Source organism: Clostridia bacterium, from assembly GCA_017438525.1.
Lineage (GTDB): Bacteria > Bacillota > Clostridia > Oscillospirales > RGIG8002 > RGIG8002.
Map to the genome: position 1 here is coordinate 1 of JAFRVI010000069.1, position 18918 is coordinate 18918.

Annotated in this window: 15 protein-coding genes and 1 tRNA gene; 6 read left to right on the forward strand and 10 right to left on the reverse strand. The window is 55.7% G+C overall.

The features are described from left to right. The 4 genes from IJL83_06405 to IJL83_06420 form a co-directional block, all read right to left on the reverse strand. Positions 1 to 187: hypothetical protein (locus IJL83_06405; GenBank protein ID MBQ6553226.1), on the reverse strand; the 187-nt coding region annotated here is incomplete at its 3' end. An 87-nt stretch (positions 188 to 274) separates the two neighbouring features. Further along, positions 275 to 350 (reverse strand) — tRNA-Ala (locus tag IJL83_06410). Positions 351 to 510: 160 nt separating this feature from the next. Beyond that, positions 511 to 1650 carry a Gfo/Idh/MocA family oxidoreductase gene (locus IJL83_06415; GenBank protein ID MBQ6553227.1) on the reverse strand — a complete coding sequence of 380 codons (1140 nt, stop codon included), beginning with the start codon at positions 1648 to 1650 and terminating at the stop codon, positions 511 to 513. Between the two features lie 13 nt (positions 1651 to 1663). Further along, on the reverse strand, positions 1664 to 2935 hold the full coding sequence (locus IJL83_06420) for a 1-acyl-sn-glycerol-3-phosphate acyltransferase (GenBank protein ID MBQ6553228.1): 1272 nt from the start codon (positions 2933 to 2935) through the stop codon (positions 1664 to 1666). A 286-nt stretch (positions 2936 to 3221) separates the two neighbouring features. Here IJL83_06420 and rplM point away from each other — a divergent pair, with 286 nt between their 5' ends. The 6 genes from rplM to prfB all read left to right on the forward strand — a co-directional run bounded on the left by rplM (position 3222) and on the right by prfB (position 7612). Beyond that, positions 3222 to 3650: a 50S ribosomal protein L13 gene (gene rplM / locus IJL83_06425; protein MBQ6553229.1), complete on the forward strand. Its 429-nt coding sequence runs from the start codon at positions 3222 to 3224 to the stop codon at positions 3648 to 3650. Positions 3651 to 3664: 14 nt separating this feature from the next. Beyond that, positions 3665 to 4063 (forward strand): 30S ribosomal protein S9, encoded by a 399-nt coding sequence (rpsI, locus tag IJL83_06430; GenBank protein ID MBQ6553230.1) that lies wholly within the window; start codon positions 3665 to 3667, stop codon positions 4061 to 4063. A 94-nt stretch (positions 4064 to 4157) separates the two neighbouring features. After that, the gene (locus tag IJL83_06435; protein ID MBQ6553231.1) at positions 4158 to 5210 is read left to right on the forward strand and encodes a G5 domain-containing protein; all 1053 of its coding nucleotides are present in this window, start codon (positions 4158 to 4160) and stop codon (positions 5208 to 5210) included. Positions 5211 to 5233: 23 nt separating this feature from the next. Further along, the gene (locus tag IJL83_06440) at positions 5234 to 6013 is read left to right on the forward strand and encodes a DUF1730 domain-containing protein (GenBank protein MBQ6553232.1); all 780 of its coding nucleotides are present in this window, start codon (positions 5234 to 5236) and stop codon (positions 6011 to 6013) included. Positions 6014 to 6084: 71 nt separating this feature from the next. Further along, on the forward strand, positions 6085 to 6486 hold the full coding sequence (locus tag IJL83_06445; protein MBQ6553233.1) for a CBS domain-containing protein: 402 nt from the start codon (positions 6085 to 6087) through the stop codon (positions 6484 to 6486). 10 nt (positions 6487 to 6496) lie between these two features. Next, positions 6497 to 7612 carry a peptide chain release factor 2 gene (prfB, locus tag IJL83_06450; protein ID MBQ6553234.1) on the forward strand — a complete coding sequence of 372 codons (1116 nt, stop codon included), beginning with the start codon at positions 6497 to 6499 and terminating at the stop codon, positions 7610 to 7612. A 78-nt stretch (positions 7613 to 7690) separates the two neighbouring features. Here prfB and IJL83_06455 read toward each other — a convergent pair whose 3' ends face one another. The 6 genes from IJL83_06455 to IJL83_06480 all read right to left on the reverse strand — a co-directional run bounded on the left by IJL83_06455 (position 7691) and on the right by IJL83_06480 (position 18900). Continuing rightward, entirely contained in the window at positions 7691 to 8875 is a 1185-nt protein-coding gene (locus tag IJL83_06455) for a spermidine/putrescine ABC transporter substrate-binding protein (protein ID MBQ6553235.1), read from the reverse strand. 43 nt (positions 8876 to 8918) lie between these two features. Continuing rightward, a complete protein-coding gene (locus IJL83_06460; protein MBQ6553236.1) occupies positions 8919 to 9737 on the reverse strand; it encodes an ABC transporter permease in 819 nt (272 codons plus the stop codon). Further along, positions 9734 to 10543, reverse strand: coding sequence for an ABC transporter permease (locus IJL83_06465; GenBank protein ID MBQ6553237.1), 810 nt, complete (start codon positions 10541 to 10543; stop codon positions 9734 to 9736). The genes IJL83_06460 and IJL83_06465 overlap by 4 nt, the downstream gene beginning before the upstream one ends. Beyond that, positions 10543 to 11688 carry an ABC transporter ATP-binding protein gene (locus IJL83_06470; GenBank protein MBQ6553238.1) on the reverse strand — a complete coding sequence of 382 codons (1146 nt, stop codon included), beginning with the start codon at positions 11686 to 11688 and terminating at the stop codon, positions 10543 to 10545. The genes IJL83_06465 and IJL83_06470 overlap by 1 nt, the downstream gene beginning before the upstream one ends. 142 nt (positions 11689 to 11830) lie before the next feature. Beyond that, the gene (locus tag IJL83_06475) at positions 11831 to 12529 is read right to left on the reverse strand and encodes a peptidase E (GenBank protein ID MBQ6553239.1); all 699 of its coding nucleotides are present in this window, start codon (positions 12527 to 12529) and stop codon (positions 11831 to 11833) included. A 140-nt stretch (positions 12530 to 12669) separates the two neighbouring features. Continuing rightward, positions 12670 to 18900: a DUF4886 domain-containing protein gene (locus tag IJL83_06480; protein MBQ6553240.1), complete on the reverse strand. Its 6231-nt coding sequence runs from the start codon at positions 18898 to 18900 to the stop codon at positions 12670 to 12672. Between the last annotated feature and the right edge of the window lie 18 nt (positions 18901 to 18918).

Here is an 18918-nt window from a genome sequence, read left to right on the forward strand (position 1 = left end):
CGTCGAGAGAACCCACATTGGCAGTTTCCCAATCGCGACAGCATTGCAGGCTGATTATAAGCTCGTGCTTTCGATGATCCATCTTTATGTCTATGATCCTACTGTCATGGAAATAATCGGACACGAGGAACTTCCGAATTGCTTTTTCAAAAGGAAATTCTGCCTCAAAGTCATAATAGTTATACATTACGCACCTCGTCAAAAACGTCGGTCATGTAAACACATCAAATTCGGAAAAAGGCTTGCTATCTTTGTTAAAATAGCAAGCCTTTTCTGGTGGAGATGAGGGGGATCGAACCCCTTACCTCTTGAATGCCATTCAAGCGCTCTCCCAAGTGAGCTACACCCCCATATTGTCGGAGAAAAGCGGCTTCAAAAGCGCCCTCTCGTCTTCAGCAAGGGATAGTATACCACACCTTTTTCATATATGCAAGCACAATTTTTAATTTTTTGCGATTTTTTTGATTTTGTGTTTTTAAGATGAGAGAGATTAAGCCCTCATCTTACCATTTACAGCTTTATCCGCTTTTCCTCCCAGCTCATGCCCGGGCGGAAGTCGGGCACCTCGAGCAGGCGGCCTTGATTCGTGACCGAAAGCTGCGAAAGCAGCGCGACCGATGTCCATTCCGCCGCCTTATAGACGTTCAGCTCGGGCTGGACGTTCGTCTTGACGGCGTCGATGAAGTCCTTGACGATATAATAGTCGCCGCCGCCGTGCCCCGCGTCGCCGCCTTCGCCGGTCTTGTAGTGTTCGGGCAGGAACTCGCTGAAATCCGAGAGCGGACGCCAGCGCTCGTATCCCTTCGGGTCGTCCTCGGTGGCGATGGCGATCATCGCCTCGCCGCCGAAGCGCGACGCCTCGTAGCACCCCTTCGTACCCTGTATCTGATAATACATCGTCGCGTGCGGGCGGGGGGAGATCGTGTCGACGCGGAGCTTGACGAGCTTGCCGCTTTCAAGCTGACAGACCGTCTGCGTCAGGTCGTCGTTGCGCAGGCCGTAGGGATTGTGGTTGCCGGGCGAAAACGAAGCTATCGAAACGATGCGGTCGTCGTCGAAGCACTGCATTATCGGCCCGAGCGAGTGCGTCGGATAGAATGCGCCGCGCGTACCCATCTGCCAGTACGTTCTCCAGCCCGTCTTGCCGTGCCAGTTGCGCAGCTCCGTGCAGTCGTGGGTGTATTCGCCCTCGCCGTAGTATATTTCGCCGAACATCCCCTTCTTGACGAGAGCGCGAACGAGCTGGCAGTCGGGGATATAGCAGTAGTTCTCGGCGTACATATATATCTTGCCGGATTTCTCGACGTTTTCGATCAGCCACCAGAGCTCGTCCATCGTGACTCCCGCGGTGACCTCGCACATGACGTGCTTGCCCGCCTGCAGCGCGGTTATCGCCTGCGGAACGTGGCACTGCATCGGCGTGGAGATGATGACCGCGTCGATATCGCCCTTTTCGATCATGTCCTCGTAGATGCGGAAGGTTTTAAGCTCGCCCGCGTAGGGAGATTTCTTCTCTATCTCGCCTCTGGCAAATTCGAGGCAGCCCTCGTCGAGATCGCAAATCGCGGCGATCCTGACGTCATCAGGCATGGAGCAGAGAGCTCCGGAAAATGAAAGCCCGCGTACTCCGACAATTCCTATCCTGATCATAAGCGTCTCCTTATCACGCCAGGCCCGGCTTGCAGGGCTTGCCTTCGGCGGCGCGGAAGGCGTAATAAAGCTCCTCCGTCGCGAGCGCCATCTTCGTGACCGCGAACTCGCAGTCGTGCGGGTAGATATACCACGTATCCTCCAGCGTGTTCAGGTCGACGCAGTCGCCGTGCTTGCCGAGATACTCATACTCGATGTGGCAGGAGTAGAGCGACGGCACCGGCTTGACCATCTCGAATTCGTCGCCGTCGAAGTCGACGCCTTTCACGCGGAAGCCGTTCATATCGTGCGTCATAACGCCTTCGCCGAGGCGTATGAACTTTTTTGCGTTCGGCAGGGAATCGACCGTCACCGGCATCTCGCCGGTGGAATATCTGCCTTCGGCGACCTCGCGGCGCACGTTTTCGCGCTCCCATTCGTACCAGTCGGGGATATGCGCGAACTCCGTTACGCCTTCGACTGCGGTAAGCGCGCCGTCCTCGCCGTATTTCCAGCGCTTTCCGCAGGCGGTGCAGATGAGCTCGTCGCCCTTCGATGTCATCTTATACTCGGCGTGGCACTTCGGGCACTGATAAAGCACCTTGTGCAGTCCCTCGGCGCGCCACGGCGCCTTAACGCGTATGCCGCGCTCCTTCTGCCATGCGTAGTCGTCGTATCGGAACGCGCTTACGAGCTTTTCGTTTATCTCGTCGGTTGTCGCTTTTTCGAGCTCCTCGGAGGTGTACTGCAGCTTTAGCTCCGCCTCGATGGGCTTTACCTTGCGGTTTTTAAGGTTCCAGAATGGCGAGTTGACGTGATGCCCGTGGCATATCAGCGTGACGACCGGAACTTTGAGCATCTTGCAGAGCATGCCGAGCCCTTCGGGAAGCACCGCAGTCGTGCCGCAGAGGGAATAGCGCGCCTCGGGGTAGACGACGGCGATGTCGCCGTTTTTAATAACGCGCAGAAGCTGGCGGATGAGTATGACGTCCTGCGTGAACTTGCGCTTGCAGATGCAGCCGACGTTCCGCAGCAGCCACTCGCGCCCGATGAAACCGTCTATCGCGACGACGTAGTTCGCGCGGCTCGGCCAGATCGCCTTCGTCGCGACCTTGAAGTCCATGAACGCGTTGTGGTTGCAGAGCAGCAGGTAGGGCGGCTTTATGCCGTCCATGCCGGTCTTCGTTATCTTCGCCTTGTGCGCGATGACGTCCGGCAGACTCAGCAGCAGCGTCAGCGGCCGCAGGTACCACCTCGTGCGTATCGGCTTGAGAGTCATATCGAACCTTACGGGTTCTTTTTTCATATTTTCGATCCCTTCAGAATAGAATGAAAGTATTATACCATATTTGTGCGCGTTTCAAAAGGTATATTTGCGAAATTGAGATAAAAAATAGGATTTGCGCGGCGCGTTTGAACACAAATAGTAAAATTGATATTGAGAAATATCGAGAAAATCGAAGAAAAACGACGAAAATCGAAGATTTGATATTTAACGATAAAAAATCCGAAAATTTCTCTTGACATTTTGCGCGCGGGGTAATATAATCTCCTTTGCAAATTGATTTCAAGGAAATTTGGAGGAAAACGAAATGTCAACTTTTATGGCGAAACCCGCTGACATACAGCGCAAATGGTATGTCATCGACGCGGCCGGCAAGCCGCTGGGACGCGTTGCTACCGTCGCCGCCAGCATTCTGCGCGGCAAGCACACTCCCGAATACACCCCTCACGTTGACTGCGGCGATCACGTTATCGTCATCAACGCCGCCAAGGTGATCCTGACCGGCAACAAGCTGGATGAGAAGATGTACAGACGTCACTCCGGCTACATCGGCGGCCTCAAGGAAGTCCCCTACAGACGCCTTATGGAGAGCGATCCCGAGTTCGTTATGACCAAGGCCGTCAAGGGAATGCTTCCCGACAACACCATCGGCAGAAATTCCATCAAGAGACTTCGCGTTTACGCGGGCGATCAGCACGAGCACGCCGCCCAGAAGCCCGAAGCTTACGAACTGTGAGGAGGTAACGACTAATGTACGATACGAAACCCTATCTTTACGGAACCGGCAGAAGAAAGTCTTCCGTCGCCAGAGTCCGCCTCTACAGCGGTGAAGGCAAGGTCATAATCAACGGCAGAAGCATCGACGAGTACTTCGGTCTCGACACGCTCAAGCTGATCGTTCGTCAGCCCCTCGTTCTTACGGCGACCGAGGGCAAGTACGACGTTATCTGCACCGTCGCCGGCGGCGGCGTTACCGGTCAGGCCGGCGCCATCCGTCACGGCATTTCCCGCGCTCTGCTTCAGGCGGGCGACGAGCTTCGCCCCGCGCTCAAGAAGGCGGGCTTCCTGACGAGAGATCCTCGTATGAAGGAAAGAAAGAAGTACGGCCTCAAAGCCGCCCGTCGCGCTCCTCAGTTCAGCAAGCGCTGACATTTTTACCCCGAAATTGCAACTCGCCGGCATATATTGTCGGCGAATTGTTTTAGAAGCGATTCCTTACTATCAATCGTTCCCGAGGTGACGAATGAGAAAAGAGAAGCTCCTGGAGAACATAAGAATATACTCGCACAGCAAAGCGTTGTTCGGCGCGATGTTCCTTATATTCGTTGTCGGCGTATTTATGTACGTCATTTTAGGGAGCAATATGTTTCTGGTATCCGTCGACGGCAACGACAGAGCGATAATAACAGTGCGCAGGGATATGCAGGGCGTGATAGACATCTGCGGCGTCGAGCTGGCCGAAGACGACGTGGTCGAATTCACCGAACCGACCGACGTCGCCGGAACGCTCACGGTCAGACGCGCTTTCTACGTCAGCGTCACCGCGGATAACTTCACCGAAACGATCTCCGTCATCGACGGCACCGTCAGAGACGCTCTGGAGACCTGCGAAATCGTCCTCGGCGAGTTCGACGAGGTAACGCCGTCGCGGGATACGCTCCTCGCCGGCAATATGAATATAAAAGTCACCCGCGTCACCTACGAAACGCGCGAAGTCGAGGAGAGCATCCCGTATTCGACAAAGGAATATTATTCCATTGAATACCTGAAAAAGACGCGCACCGTCACCCGCCCGGGCGAGAAGGGCGTAAGGACGACTACCTACCGGGACAAATACGTCGACGGAGAGCGCGTCGAATCCACCGTCGTTTCCGTGAAAACGACGAAAAAGCCCGTCGACGAGCTTGTCGCCGTCGGAACATCCACGCAGCAGCTTCTGAGCAAGCACAGGCAGCTCGCGCAGCTGCAGGCCGGAGAGAAAACGCCCCCGACCGAATACCAGAAGGTAATGGTGATGCAGGGCACCGCCTACACCTACTCTTCGATTGAGAAGTACAACGTCACGGCGCTCGGAATGCCCGTGCGCGAAGGCGCCGTCGCGGTCGACCCGAAGGTCATACCCTACGGCACTATCCTTTACGTCGAGTCGGTCGACGGCAGGTTCAACTACGGCTACTGCATCGCGGAAGATACCGGCGGCGGCATAAAGGGCAACCGCATCGACCTCTTCTATGAGAGCAACACGACGGTCGGCCGCTTCGGCAGGCGCGACGTCAGAGTTTACATTATCGGCTGATGAAATACTATATCGCAGATGTTTTGGAGAAAAACGGAATAAGAATTTTCGGCGAACTGCCGGCGGAAGAAGCGGAGACGCTGAAGCCGCCGATGGAAAACGTGCGCTCGTATATCGTGATGCTGCTCCCTTACCATACGCCCGACGTCAAGCGCAACGTGGCGAAGTTCGCCTGCTTCCCGGACTACCATACTTCGATAAAAGCCCTGCTCGGCAAGGTTTGCGCTGAGCTTGAAAGCAAATACCGCGGCGAAAAGTTCAAGCCGTCGGTAGACAGTTCGCCCCTTTTCGAAGTCAAATGCGCGGCAAAATGCGGGCTCGGCATTATCGGAAAGAACGGGCTTTTGATTAACGATACGTACGGCAGTTACTGCTTCATAGCGGAAATAGCGTCCACTATGGAGAGCGGGAAGAGCGATAATCTCCTGCCGCGTGAAGCGGGGATCGCGTGCAAAGAGTGCGGCGCGTGTATCGCGGCTTGTCCGCACGGAGCGCTTTCCGCCGCCGGCTTCGACGCCGCGAAATGCGTTTCGCACGTTTCGCAGAAGAAAGGGAAGCTGACTCCGGAGGAGGAGCGTATGATCGCTTCCGCGGACTACATATGGGGCTGCGATCGCTGTCAGGACTCCTGTCCGCTGAACGAAAGAATAAAGGATACGCATCTGCGCTGCTTTATGGAAACCACGCCGATCGTTACGGAAGAACTGATAAACGATCCGGAGTTTTTCAACGCGTCCGCGTTCGCGTGGCGCGGCAGGGAGCCGATACTCCGTAATATCCGGCTGCAAAAAGAGAAAAAATGAATAATAACGCTTTACGTCCGCATACTAACCATATATAATAATGGGGTGATGTCTTGAAGGTCAAGGACGTAATGAGCAAAACTGTCGTAGCGGCGGACAGCGGACAGTCCGTCTGCGAGGTGGCGCGGCTGATGCGCGAGCACGACGTGGGAGCGATCCCCGTCTTTGAGCGCGACGTAATCGCAGGAATAGTCACCGACAGAGACGTCGTGCTGCGCTGCGTGGCGGCGGGGAAGGACCCGTCGGAATGCAGGGCGGGCGAGATAATGTCCGGCGGCGCGGTTTCGGTAACTCCGAACCAGAGCGTCGCGGACGCCGCCAGGATAATGGCGGCGGTAAAGATAAGGCGGCTTCCCGTCATCGACGACGGGCGTCTCGCCGGAATGGTGTCCTTCGGCGACATCGCGAGAAGCAGGGCGGATGACGCGGAGATAAGCGAAGCGATCTCCGAAATATCCACCCCGTTCAAATAGGAGAGAGAATATGATCGAATTCGATGAACTGAAATTGAGACTCAACGGACTTAAAAAAGGCCTGCCCGACCTTAAGCGTGCCATGTGCATAGACGATCTTCGCGAAGAGCTGAAGCGTCTGGAAGAGGAAGCGCAGGACCCGGCCTTCTGGAACGACGTCGAGCTTTCCGGCAAGAACCAGCAGAAGACGAAGTCCGTTTCATCCAAGATAAAGGCGTATACCGACCTCGTCACCGAGTTCGACGACGCGGAGACGATAATCGACATCGCCGTTGAAGGCGACGACGAATCGCTCCTCGGCGAAGCGAAGGCGGCGGTAGACAAGGCAGAAGCCGACCTGGAGCACCTGCGTGTTTCCACGCTGCTTTCCGGCGAATACGACGGCTGCAACGCGATACTTACCTTCCATCCCGGCGCGGGCGGCACCGAGGCGCAGGACTGGGCTCAGATGCTTTACCGTATGTATACGCGCTGGACGGAGCGCAGCGGCTATAAGTACAAGCTGCTCGACTGGCTCGACGGCGACGGCGCGGGCATCAAGAGCGCGACCATCCTCGTCGAAGGCGAAAACGCCTACGGCTATCTCCGCAGCGAAGCGGGAGTCCACCGCCTCGTACGCATCTCGCCGTTCGACGCTTCGGGCAGAAGGCAGACCTCCTTCGCGTCCGTCGACGTTACGCCGGAGATTGACGACAGCATCGAGGTCGAGATAAACCCGGACGACCTGCGCGTCGATACATACCGCAGCAGCGGCGCGGGCGGCCAGCACGTCAACAAGACCGAATCCGCCATCCGCATCACACACATCCCGACCGGCATCGTCGTAGCGTGCCAGAACGAGCGCAGCCAGCACCAGAACCGCGAAGTCGCCATGCGTATGCTGAAGTCAAAGCTCATTGAGATCAAAGAGAGGGAACACCTCAGCCGCATCGAAGACATCAAGGGCTCGCAGAAAGACATCGGCTGGGGCTCGCAGATACGCTCCTACGTTTTCATGCCTTACACGCTCGTCAAGGATAACCGCACCGGCTACGAAGTCGGCAACATAAACGCCGTTATGGACGGCGATCTTGACGGCTTTATCAACGCCTACCTCCGCGCGAAGAGCGAAGGCTCGATAGAATAACGCCGGATGGAAAAACTCCGGAAAACGAAGAAAAACGCCTCCCGACCGGGAGGCGTTTTGATTTGTGCGGCAGCGGTATTATTGCTCGTAGAGCTTCTTTTTGCGCATACGGACGATGACGACCGCGGCGATTATCGCGACTATTGCCGCGCCGATGATGATATAAAGCGTGTAGCTCTTGCCTTCGGATTCGCCGACCTTGAGCTTCGACCAGTAGTCGTTCATAAGTTGGAAGGTTTCGTCCGGCAGGTCCTCGAACATTTTTGAGTTGGCGGCGGTCGCTTCATCGAAGTAGACGACGTCGCTGTTGGCGAATTCTTCGCTCAGATACTCCTTCGCCTCCGGAATGGGTGTGGCGTAGCCGATCGCGTCCATATTCTGACCGGAGATCTCGGGATCACAGAGGAAGTTGATATACGCTTCGGCTTCCGCTTTGTGCTCGCAGCCCTTCGGGATGCAGATGGCGTCGATGAAGAAGTTGAAGCCCTCCTTCGGATAGCAGAAGGCGAGGTCGGGGTTGTCTTCGTGCATAGTCACGAAGTCGCCGGCGTAGTAGGGGGCGATCCAGGCGGATTCGTTGATCATCGCGTCGAAGATCTGGTCCATAACGTACTGCTGCAGGATCGGCTTCTGCTCGAGGAGCTTGTTGTAGCATTTCTCGTAGTCCGCCTTGTCGGTGGTGTTGACGTCTATACCGAGCAGGAACTCCGCTATCGCGAAAAGATCGCGCGGGTTGTCGAAGGTCAGTATCTTGTCCTTATATTCCTCGTCCCAGAGGATGCTCCAGCTGTCGACCGTCTTCTTGACGTACTTCGTGTTGTAGATGATTCCCACGGTGCCGTAGGTGTAGGGCACGGAGTATTCGTTATTCGGATCGTAGGAAGTGTTTTTGTAGAGGTCGTCGACGTATTTGTAGTTGGGGATATTGTTGAAATCGAGCTTCTCGAGCATATTCTTTTTTATCATGCGCTGTATCATGTAATCAGAGGGGATTATGATGTCGTAGCTCGAACCGCCGGTCTCGAGCTTCGTCAGCATCGTCTCGTTGGAGTCGTAGGTCGTGTAGTTGACCTTTATGCCGGTGCGCTTTGTGAACTCGGCGTTCACGTCGATCGTGTCGTCTTCGCCGACGCCGATGTACTGGCCCCAGTTGTAAACGTTGATCGTGACTGTTTCTTCGGCTTTGGCTGTAACCGTCGGCACCGCCGCGAAGAGCGCTGCGACCAGCGTCAGCGTGAGGATTGCTGCAAAGATTCTTTTCATTTGTGTTGCCTCCGTTGATGTTTTAGTTACGGCTTTGACTGTATCAGCCCTGAAGCGCCGCGAGCTTGTTTGCTTTTTTGCGTTCGTCGCGCGCCTGGAAGATATTCATCACTATCATAAGCGCGAGTATCACCAGGAAGAGCATCGTGAAGAGCGCGTATATCGTCGGCGGAATGGGCTTCTTCGTGTAGTTGTAGATCTCGATCGGGAGCGTCGAGAAGCCGGAGCCGTAGACGAAGTAACTGATGACGAAGTCGTCGAGCGAGAGGGTGAAGACCATCGTCAGTCCGGTGAAGACGCCGGGCATTATCTCCGGCAGCATCACCTTGAAGAACGCTTTCAGCGGCGTGCAGCCGAGGTCGAGCGCCGCGTCCATAAGGTTGCGATCCATCTGACGTATCTTCGGCAGCACCGAGAGGATGACGTAGGGGAGTCCGAACGTTATGTGCGCTGTCAGCAGCGTCCAGAAGCCGAGCACGTTGTTGTTCTTCATCATTCCGCCGATGAAGACGAAGAGCAGGGCGAGGGAAACGCCGGTCACAATGTCGGGGTTCGTCATCGGCACGTTAGTGACCGTGAGGATGACGCTCTGCATGCGTTTCTTCATCTTGTGGATGCCGACCGCCGCCATAGTGCCGAGCACCGTCGCGACCACCGAGGCGATGACCGCGATTATAAGCGTGTTCAGCAGAAGCTGGAGCAGCGCGCCGTTGTTGAAGAGCTCTTCGTACCATTTCAGCGTGAAGCCGGTGAAATGCACCGTATTCTTCGTCGAGTTGAACGAGAAGAGCATCAGCAGCAGTATCGGCGTGTAGAGCAGTACGAACACGAGGACGGTATAGATCTTGCCGAAAGTTTTCATAGCACTATATCCTCCCCGTCGCTGTCTGTAAAGCGGTTCATTATCGCCATACACACGAATATCATGACCATCAGCACGAGACTCATCGCGGCGCCGAGGTTGGGGTTGTACGCGTTTTTGAACTGCTTTTCGATTATGTCGCCTATCATGGCGGTGTCCGCCGGGCCCATCTTCACGGAGATATAGAAGGTGCTGACCGCGGGGACGAACACCATTGTTATTCCGGAGATAATGCCGGGCACGCTTAGCGGCAGTATTACCTTTCGGAAGGTCGTCGCCTTGTTCGCGCCGAGGTCGGCGGAGGCCTCGAGCAGCCGCCCGTCGATTTTCATCAGCACGGTGTAAAGAGGGAGGATCATATACGGCAGGTAGTTGTAGACCATTCCGAAGACGATCGCCGCGCGCGTTCTGATGAGTTTGAAAGGTCCTATGCCGATGCTTGTCAGGAAGTTGTTGATTATGCCGGTGTCTTCAAACAGGGAGACCCACGCCAGCGTGCGGAGCAGGAAGCTCATGCACATCGGCAGCATAACGAGCAGCACGATTATGCGCTGCGTGCGCGGTTTCGTGCGCGATATGAAGTAGGCGAAAGGGTAGGCGATGAGCAGGCAGATCACCGCCGCTATCGCTCCGAGCAGTATCGAGTCGAGAAAGGTCGGCAGATACGCCTTCAGCGCCGCTATGTTCGCGAAGGTGAAATGCCCGTTCGCGTCGGTGAACGCGTAGACGAAAACGAAGATCAGCGGCGCGACGATGAAGAGCGCCATCCATACGAGGTAAGGCGCCGCGGCAAGCTTTTCGCGCATCAGTCGATCACCTCCGATTCGGAGTCGTCGTTGAGGATGGTCGCGTCGTCGAGCTTGTCGTACTCCTCGGAGTAGGAGGAGTAGTCGCCGAACTTGCCGGAATATTCGGACTTTTTCATAATGTGAATGTCGTCCGGATTCAGTTTTATGCCGATCTCATCGCCGGTGGCGTGGAAGTCCGTCGTCTGTATCATCCACTTGAAGCCCTTGACGTCGACGATTATTTCGTAGTGCACCCCCTTGAACGTAACGTTGGTGACTACGCCGGAAAGATGTCCGGAATCGGCTCGGACTATATCGATGTCCTCGGGGCGTATGACTACGTCGACCGGCTCCTTCTGCTCGAAGCCGGAGTCGAGGCACTTGAACTTGTAGCCGAAAATGGAAACGAGATAGTCGTCCAGCATCACGCCGTCGATGATATTGCTTTCGCCAATGAAGTCGGCGACGAAGGCGTTCTGCGGTTCGTTGTATATATCCTGCGGAGTGCCGATCTGCTGGATGACGCCGTTATCCATAACAACGACGGTGTCGCTCATCGAGAGGGCTTCCTCCTGGTCGTGCGTGACGTAAACGAAGGTGACGCCCATCTGCTGCTGGATATTCTTCAGCTCCACCTGCATATCTTTGCGGAGCTTCAGATCGAGCGCGCCGAGCGGCTCGTCGAGAAGCAGCATGCGGGGCGAGTTGATCAGCGCGCGGGCGATAGCGACGCGCTGCTGCTGTCCGCCGGAGAGCGAGTTGACGTTGCGCTTCGCGAAGCCGTTGAGGTTGATCAGCTTCAGCATCTCAAAGACCTTTTCGCGTATGACCTTTTCCGGCGTCTTTTTCAGGCGCAGGCCGAACGCGATGTTTTCAAAAACGTTGAGGTGAGGGAAGAGCGCGTAGCGCTGGAATACCGTGTTCACCTCGCGCTTGTGCGGCGGAACGTCGTTAATTATTTTATCAAAGAAAAAAACATTACCCGATGTCGGAGTCTCAAATCCCGCGATGATGCGAAGGGTGGTTGTCTTGCCGCATCCCGAAGGACCCAGCAGCGTGACGAATTCCTTATCCCTTATCGACAGGTTGATGTTATCGAGTACTGTTTCGCCGTCAAATTCTTTATGAATGTTTTCCAAACGGACAATTTCCGAGTTGGCCATTTCTCAACCCCCAGTTCCGCGGAACGTACCCCTTGAAAAAGGGCATCCTCGACCGGATAGTTTTCTATAATAAAATAGTTGTTTTTCGCGTTTTTGTCAATAGTTTCAGCGAAAAAAAGCGCAGTATTTTTTACGGAATATATTAGAAATCAAATCCGCCGCTGATTTCCGTTTTTATGACTGAACCGTTTTCGCGCGAAAACAGCCATCCGCGCTTGCGTTCGTCGTTTTTCAGAAGACGGTATGCCGAGCCGTCGAAAACAAGCGCGGCGTCGTTTTCAAGCGCTATGCCGGGCAGCCCGAATGAACCGCAGGCGACGTCGAAAGAGTCGCGGCCCTCTTCGTCGTAATGCGGGCAGCAGACGGCGGGGATGAATCCGAGACCGTCGATGAGGCGATAGGCGGGAGCGGAAACTGACGCGTCGTAGTAATCGCGGTCGCTGTAACCGGAGGCGAACCAGCACATTGCGCCCGCGCTTATCCCGCACATGACCGCACCGCGCTCCGCGGCCGCTTTCAGCAGCGGGAGTATGCCGACGCGTTCCCATACCGTCATCATACGAAGCGGATCGCCTCCGCCGACGTAGATGATATCCGCGGCGGAGACCCGCGCATCCAGCTCATCGCCGGAGTATTTCGCGCGGACGAGGCAGAGTGCGTCGGTCGCGCAGCCGAGGCGTTTGTAGCAGCGTTTGACGGCGTTTATATAATGCCCGCCGTCGCCGCTCGCGGTCGGCAGAAACAGGAAGCGCGGGCGCTCTTTCCCGCTGAACTCAACAATGAATTTATCGACTGCGGAGTTTTCGTCAACAGCGCCTCCGCCGAGCGCAACGATTTTCATAATGTACCTCCGGATAAAATATACACGTATTATACCATCCGCGCGCTACTTTTGCAATAGAAGAAAGCCCCTAAGGAAGACGCGTCTTCCTTAGGGGCTTTGACGTTATTGTGCGGCGCCGGGCAGCGCCTCGTCAGGCGTCAGCCTAAGCTACTTTCGTCAGCGAGCTTGGCGGCGACGCGGAGGATCGCGAGCGCATCGTCGACCTCGATCTTGCCGTTGCCGTCAATGTCGCCTATCGCAATCGCTTCGGGCGTTTCCACGGCGAGCTTCGCGGCTATGCGCAGCGCGGCGAGCGCGTCGTCAACCTCGATCTTGCCGTTTTTGTTGAAGTCGCCCTTCTTGAGAGCCGGCTTGCTGTCGATGACCGTGAAGTGAACGGTGACTTCCTTCGTGCCGTTGACGACCACGAGGGTGTATTCGCCGACTTCGGTGATCTCGGTGCCGGCAGCGTATTCCGCGCCGTTGAGCGTAGCGGTCGCTTCCGCGGGATTCCAGGTGGCCGCGATCGGATCCTCGGCGGTGTAGAGGTCGAATTCCGAGCCGTCCGCGATGCTGACTTCGGGCGTCATGAAGTTATCGACGATCGTGAAGTGAACGGTAACACTCTTGTTGCCGTTGGTAACAACCAACGTGTACTCGCCGGTTTGATCTATCACGGTGCCGGCGGCATAGGGCTCGCCGTTCAGTGTCGCGGTGGCTTCTTCCGGAGTCCAGGTCACGCTTGCGGGCTCGCCGGGGATACCGAATTCCGCACCGTCCTCAATGCTCACGACGATGTCGGGAGTGTTGTCGACGACCGTGAAGGTTACGGAGGTCTGCTTATCGCCGGCGGTGACGGTCAGCGTGTGTTCGCCCGCGGCTGTGACGGTTGTGCCGTACTCACAGGGCTCGCCGTCGAGGGTGGCCTTTTCGCCGTCCTGCAGCCAGGTCATGACAGGGGCGTCGACGGTTGCGATGTCGAAGGTCGCGCCGTCTTCAACGTCGACGACGGGAGATTCATAGTAACCGTCGGCGTATGCGTCGAGTCCTTCTCCGCTGGCGTTGATTATGAGCCAGGCGTATTCAGCGCCGGTGATGAAGTCGTAGCGGCGGATCCTTACGTTGCCGCTGCCGTCCACCTCGACGAAGAGGCCGTTGGCGGTCTCATCCGCAAGAGAGCCGACGTTGACATAGGTCACGCCGTCTTCGCTGTGGATGATGAGATTATCGGTCACTCCGGCAGTCGTTCCGCCGGAGAAGACGATGACGTTCTCATATTTCTTCAGCACGTCGCAGATGCGGCTTGCACCGCGGCTTCCGATCGTGTGGTTGACAGGGAAGGAGGTTACGACGAATATGGGCATATCGCTTTCTTCGATCGCGGCGAGTTCGCTGTCGAGCCACTCGAGCGTAGCGTCGGCGTAGGTGGCGAATCCGTCGGTCAGATTGTCGTATGCAACGCCGATAACGTCAACACCGTTGACCTTGAAGTGTCTGTTGCCCTTGCGCTTCTGCGAAGTCGGCTCAAGGTCGTCACTGTAATAATCGCTGAGCAGCGATGCATAGACCATACCGGCGTTGGAGGAGATCATTCTGTCATGCTCGGAAAGCGTGAACATGATCTTAGCGTTGGGAATATAGTCTCCGGTGATCGCCTTAAATGACTCAAGGTCATCCGTGCTGTCGGAAATAAGATTGCCCGCGATCATCATTGCGTCAACGGAACCGGTGGAGGAAACTCTGTTCAGCTTTTCAAGAGAGGGGATATACTTGCCGTCTGAACGGTAAGTGACATAACCGTATTCGTTGCAGGCGTCGGTGACAGCGCGCTTGAGGAGTCTCCACTGCTCTTCACTGACTCCGCTCGGGCGGTAGGTGCTCGCGGAAGGCATGCTTCCGGTAACGGTGGTGAAGAAGCAGTGGCCGGCGAGGAAGCAGCCCATAGCGTTCGCGTGGTAGCCGTCGGTGTTCAGGTTATCGCCGATCGCGGTGGCGCGGGCGTTCTGGAACGCCTTGCCGGACGGGACGATATACTTGATGCCTTCCTCGGCGCACTTCTGCTTGGAGGTGGATTCGATGCACTCCCACATATAATCCTGATCCTTGTTGAAGTACGGGAAGTCGGAGTGATCGGAGGTCTTCTGATACGCCCAGGTCTGATGCCAGATGATCTCGGCGTTCGGGCAGCGCTCCTTGATGTATTCGATGACGTTGTGCATATAGGGCTGATACGTTTCCGGTCTGCCGGCCTTGCCGCTGACCTGCTGTATGCTGATATAGTCCCAATCCTGATCGGCGAGCGCCTGCGCCGCAGTGTAGTTGCTCAGTCCGCTGCCCCAGGAGCGCTGATAACCATAAACGGCTTTGTTGTTGTGCATGAAATCGTCGTGCTGCTGGAGACTGCATCCGCCGTAGTTCAGGTTCGCAACGATAAGGTTGACACCCGCGGCTTCCGCGATCTGATTGATGTATTCGTAGGCGTTCCAGGAGAAGCTGTTGCCTATCATCAGCAGCTTGGTGGCGCCTTCGCCCTTGTTGACGAGCGGATCGGCGACCGCGCCGAAGGAGGCGACAACGTCGGAAGAATCGAAGTCGCCGTTGTCAACGAGCGCTTCATAGAGCTGGGTGAGCCATTCGACCATCGAGTCGAGCTCTTCCTGTGTCGCTCTGATGTTGTCGCGCAGTCTCTCGGCATCGATAATGTCGTCATCGAAGAGGTGCTCGGTGTCGAGTCTCTTAATGTTCTCGATAAGCTGAATGAGCTCTTCGCGCGGGAGGATCTCATTCTTACTGAAGAATTGAACGTCGGAGAAATAAAGCTTGCCGAGGTTTTCGCTGACGATTCTCGAGCCGGTCAGCTTGATCGTGAATAGCTTGTAGTTCTCCTGCTTGGAGGGAGCAAGCTCGGCGAAGGTCGGGACCGTGCCGGAGCCGGCGACCATGTTATTGAAGCGGATGTAGAAGTAATCCGGATCGCGATCTATGAGAGCAAGCTCATAATCCGCGGTGAAGGAAGGCGCGTTGGCGACAGTGCCGTCACCGTAGAGCGTGAAGATCAGGTGAGCGTCCGCCGGGAGATTCGGTGAAAGGCCGTACTCGTTCGTTATCGCGAAGCGGAGGCCGTCATAGTTTTCAAAATCGGTGTTGAATCCCTCAAACGGATCGCCCAACGCCGGCGCGGTGTTGATATCTTCACCGGCATTGCAGTTGGAGACCGTGAAACCGTTGGCGCCGAAGCCGTCGGCCGCGACCGACTGGAATGCGTCGCCGATAAGGCACTTATCGGAGATCGCGACTTCGCTCTGGTTGACGCATTCGTTGTGGTCTTCGCAATCCGCATCGACCCACTCCTGGAAGAAGGGGAGGGAAACGGTATCGTAGTAATAGCCGTCTTCGCCTTCATAGGAGGCGGAGGCGATGACGTCTTCCATGAGATCCTCCGCGGCGGAGATCATGGCCGCATCGGCGGCGGCGTCGAGCAGGATCATGTTCGCTTCCGAAATCGCTCCGTCATATCTGCCGGTCGTGTTGAGGCCGGCGGCTTCATTGATGAGTTCGAAGAGGTCGGCCTTGTTATCGGCGACGAGCACTTCGGAATACGCTCTGACGTCGGAGATCCTGACCGTTGTGCCGTTTGTAACGTTGTACGCTTCAACGATGAAGACGATAACGTCGTCAAGCTCGTCGGTCGCGAACTTCGCGCTTGCCCAAACCGCCTTTTCAAAGTACGTGAACGGGATGTTGATGTAACCTTCGTCGTCGACGTATTCGGGCTTGATCTTGAGTGCGTAATCCTCTCTGCTCATCGACTTGCAGTTGGAGATACCGATAAGGAGTCTGTCGGCAGTTCCGTCGAGGACCTCAAGCTTCATGCGGATACCGCCGTACTTCTTGATAGAGGTGAAGTTGAGCGAAGGATAGCCGTCCATGGTGCTGTTGGACGGACCGTTGCCGCTTCTGTCCAGATTCTTCCAGCCCATAGACTTTTTATTGAAGGCGGCGTTCGCGGTCATGGCGAACCAGCCGTCTCCTGCGGTGAATGAGGTGTTGTTCGAGAAGTCTCCGGCGTTCGACTGCCCCTCAAGATTCAGGCCGTTGCCGATGGAGTCGCAGAGCTTCTCAGGGTTGAGGTCGACGACCTCCTGCACCTGCTCGGTCGTCCAGCCGGCGAACCAGCTTTCGTCAGAGACGGAAACTCTGGTCTTTTCAAGCGCGGCGGCTGCGGCGCTGACAGCGGCGTAGGCGGCTTCTTCATCGACGTTCTCGGGATCGGCCCACACGGCGTCGACGGCGCGTGCGTAAGCCGCGTAAGACGCGGGCGTGTAGTTGTAGCGCCACAGATCGTAGAAGCTTCTCATAGCAGGCGAAAGCTCTTCTCCGAAGAGCTCGCCGGCGAGTATACCTCTGACGACGTTCACGTGATAAGCGATGTCACCGTAGGTGAGCGAGCCGTCTATAAACGCCTGATCAGCCGCAAGTATAGCGTCGTAACAGGGGTTGGAGGAGTTGTACATGCCCATATTATCGGCTATGGTGATGAGGTTGTCGAGCTCGGTTCTCGCTTCCGCCTCGGATTTCTCGAGGCCGGTAATTATATCGAGCAGACTGTAGATATAGGGCTCGATCTGTCCGGCGGTGGAGGCGGCGTTGGAGGCGATGAGGTTCGCTTCGGAGATCGTGTCGTAGTAGGTGCCGTAAGCGTCAAGTTCGTTGGCTCTGCCGACGAGCTCCTTCAGATTATCCTGTGTCGCCTCCGGAGGTGCCTTGAATAGCTGCATATCGGAGATGTAGATTGCTCCGCCGTTGTAACTGAGGGAGTTTATGCCACCGGTTGCAAGGTGGAAATAGAGGTTGCCGTAATCGTTCGAGCTAGTGGGATACTTTTCAAAGAACGGTGGATATACTTTTGGCTCTGCATTCGGATCAACAGGCCAACCCGAGTTGAAGTCTTTGAAAAAGAAGTAATAGTAGCCGTCGTAATATGCTACGTTATTAGCAAGTGCTTCATCGTTGGCGCGGTAATAACGCGTATTAGTGCAGTAAGGATAAGAGTGGTTGTTCCAAGCGTTTGCCTTGGTGCAAATAAGTCTGAGCTGGACTTTTTGCTCGCTTGAACCGTCCCAGGTGTTTAGCGAGGGTTCTTCACCATTTGCGTTCTCGACGGCGATACGAATGCCGTCAAATTTGTTTAGCTCTTTAATTACGCTGTAGTTGCCAAGAACATTGCCAAGCTTGCTTGCTGCGGCCTTATCCGCTGCGTTTCCGCAGGTTGAAAATCCGACCGTCCACGCGTTCGGAGTGGGGGCGCTACTCTGGACGAGTTTCAGCGACTTGGTCGCCTTGCCTCTGAGGTGTTCGGTGGAGAACTCCGCGTGAGTACCCGTCGTGCCGTTGACTTTCAGCTCGCACTGCTCGTTATAGAGCGCGAGCAGATTGTCGTCCCAATCCTGAATGCCGGGGAGTTGGGTGTAGGTGAAGCCTCTGTCAAACGGAGGGATAGCCGCGACGAGCGCTTCATAGATGGGGGTGAGTATCGCGATCTGCGCGTCGACGTCCTCCTGAGTCGCCGTCGAATCGTTGATAACGGCGCGGGCGGCGTTCAACTCGGAAACGTACTGACCGGCGGTGTCAAGTTTGGTAACGTCGTTGACGATCTGAATGAGTGCAGCCTTGTCGACGCTGAGGGCGGCGTTGAGTATCGCGACCTGCGCGTCGACCTCGTCCTGCGTCGAGGCGGTGTTCTTATAGACGTTTTCAGCGGCAGTGATGAGCGAAGCGGCAACGCCGGCTTCTCTCGCTTCTCTGATCTTCTGATGGAGCACGGTAGTATCTGAGGTGCCGACGAGATAAACGTCCTCAAACCAGAAGGTGACGTTGGTGTTGGTTTTTTTGAAAACTATCGCCATGTTGAGGGTGTTGATGCGTCCGTCGAAAGCGTCGTTGAAATTGCCGGCGACGCTTGGGAGCTCTATGCCGCTCTCGTCATAATTATTACGGGTGATTTTCGAGAAGTCGTAAATCAGATATCCGTTTGATTTCGTCGGACTCTGGAGCGAAAGACAAACTCTCTCGGTGCCGCTGTTGAGCATAAGATTGATGTTGGAGAACGCGCTTGTGAAGTTGGCGTCGCCGACGATCTTTATCGCTAACTTGCTCTTGTTAGACAGCTCGGCGTCCCCGAAGATATCAATGCCTTCGATGAGACTGTCCTTAACGTAAGGAGTGGCGTTTGTGCCGGTGGAAAGATAACCCGAGCAGGAGTTCCATTGCGTATCGAGCTCTGACGGAGTCGTCAAAGAAATGACGGTTCTGCCCTGATCGTCTTTTGAGAACGAGTAGTTCGAGGAGTTGCTGCTTGCGCTGCTGCCCCAGGTGTTCCTTGTTCCCATCTGCTGCGCCTGTGAAAG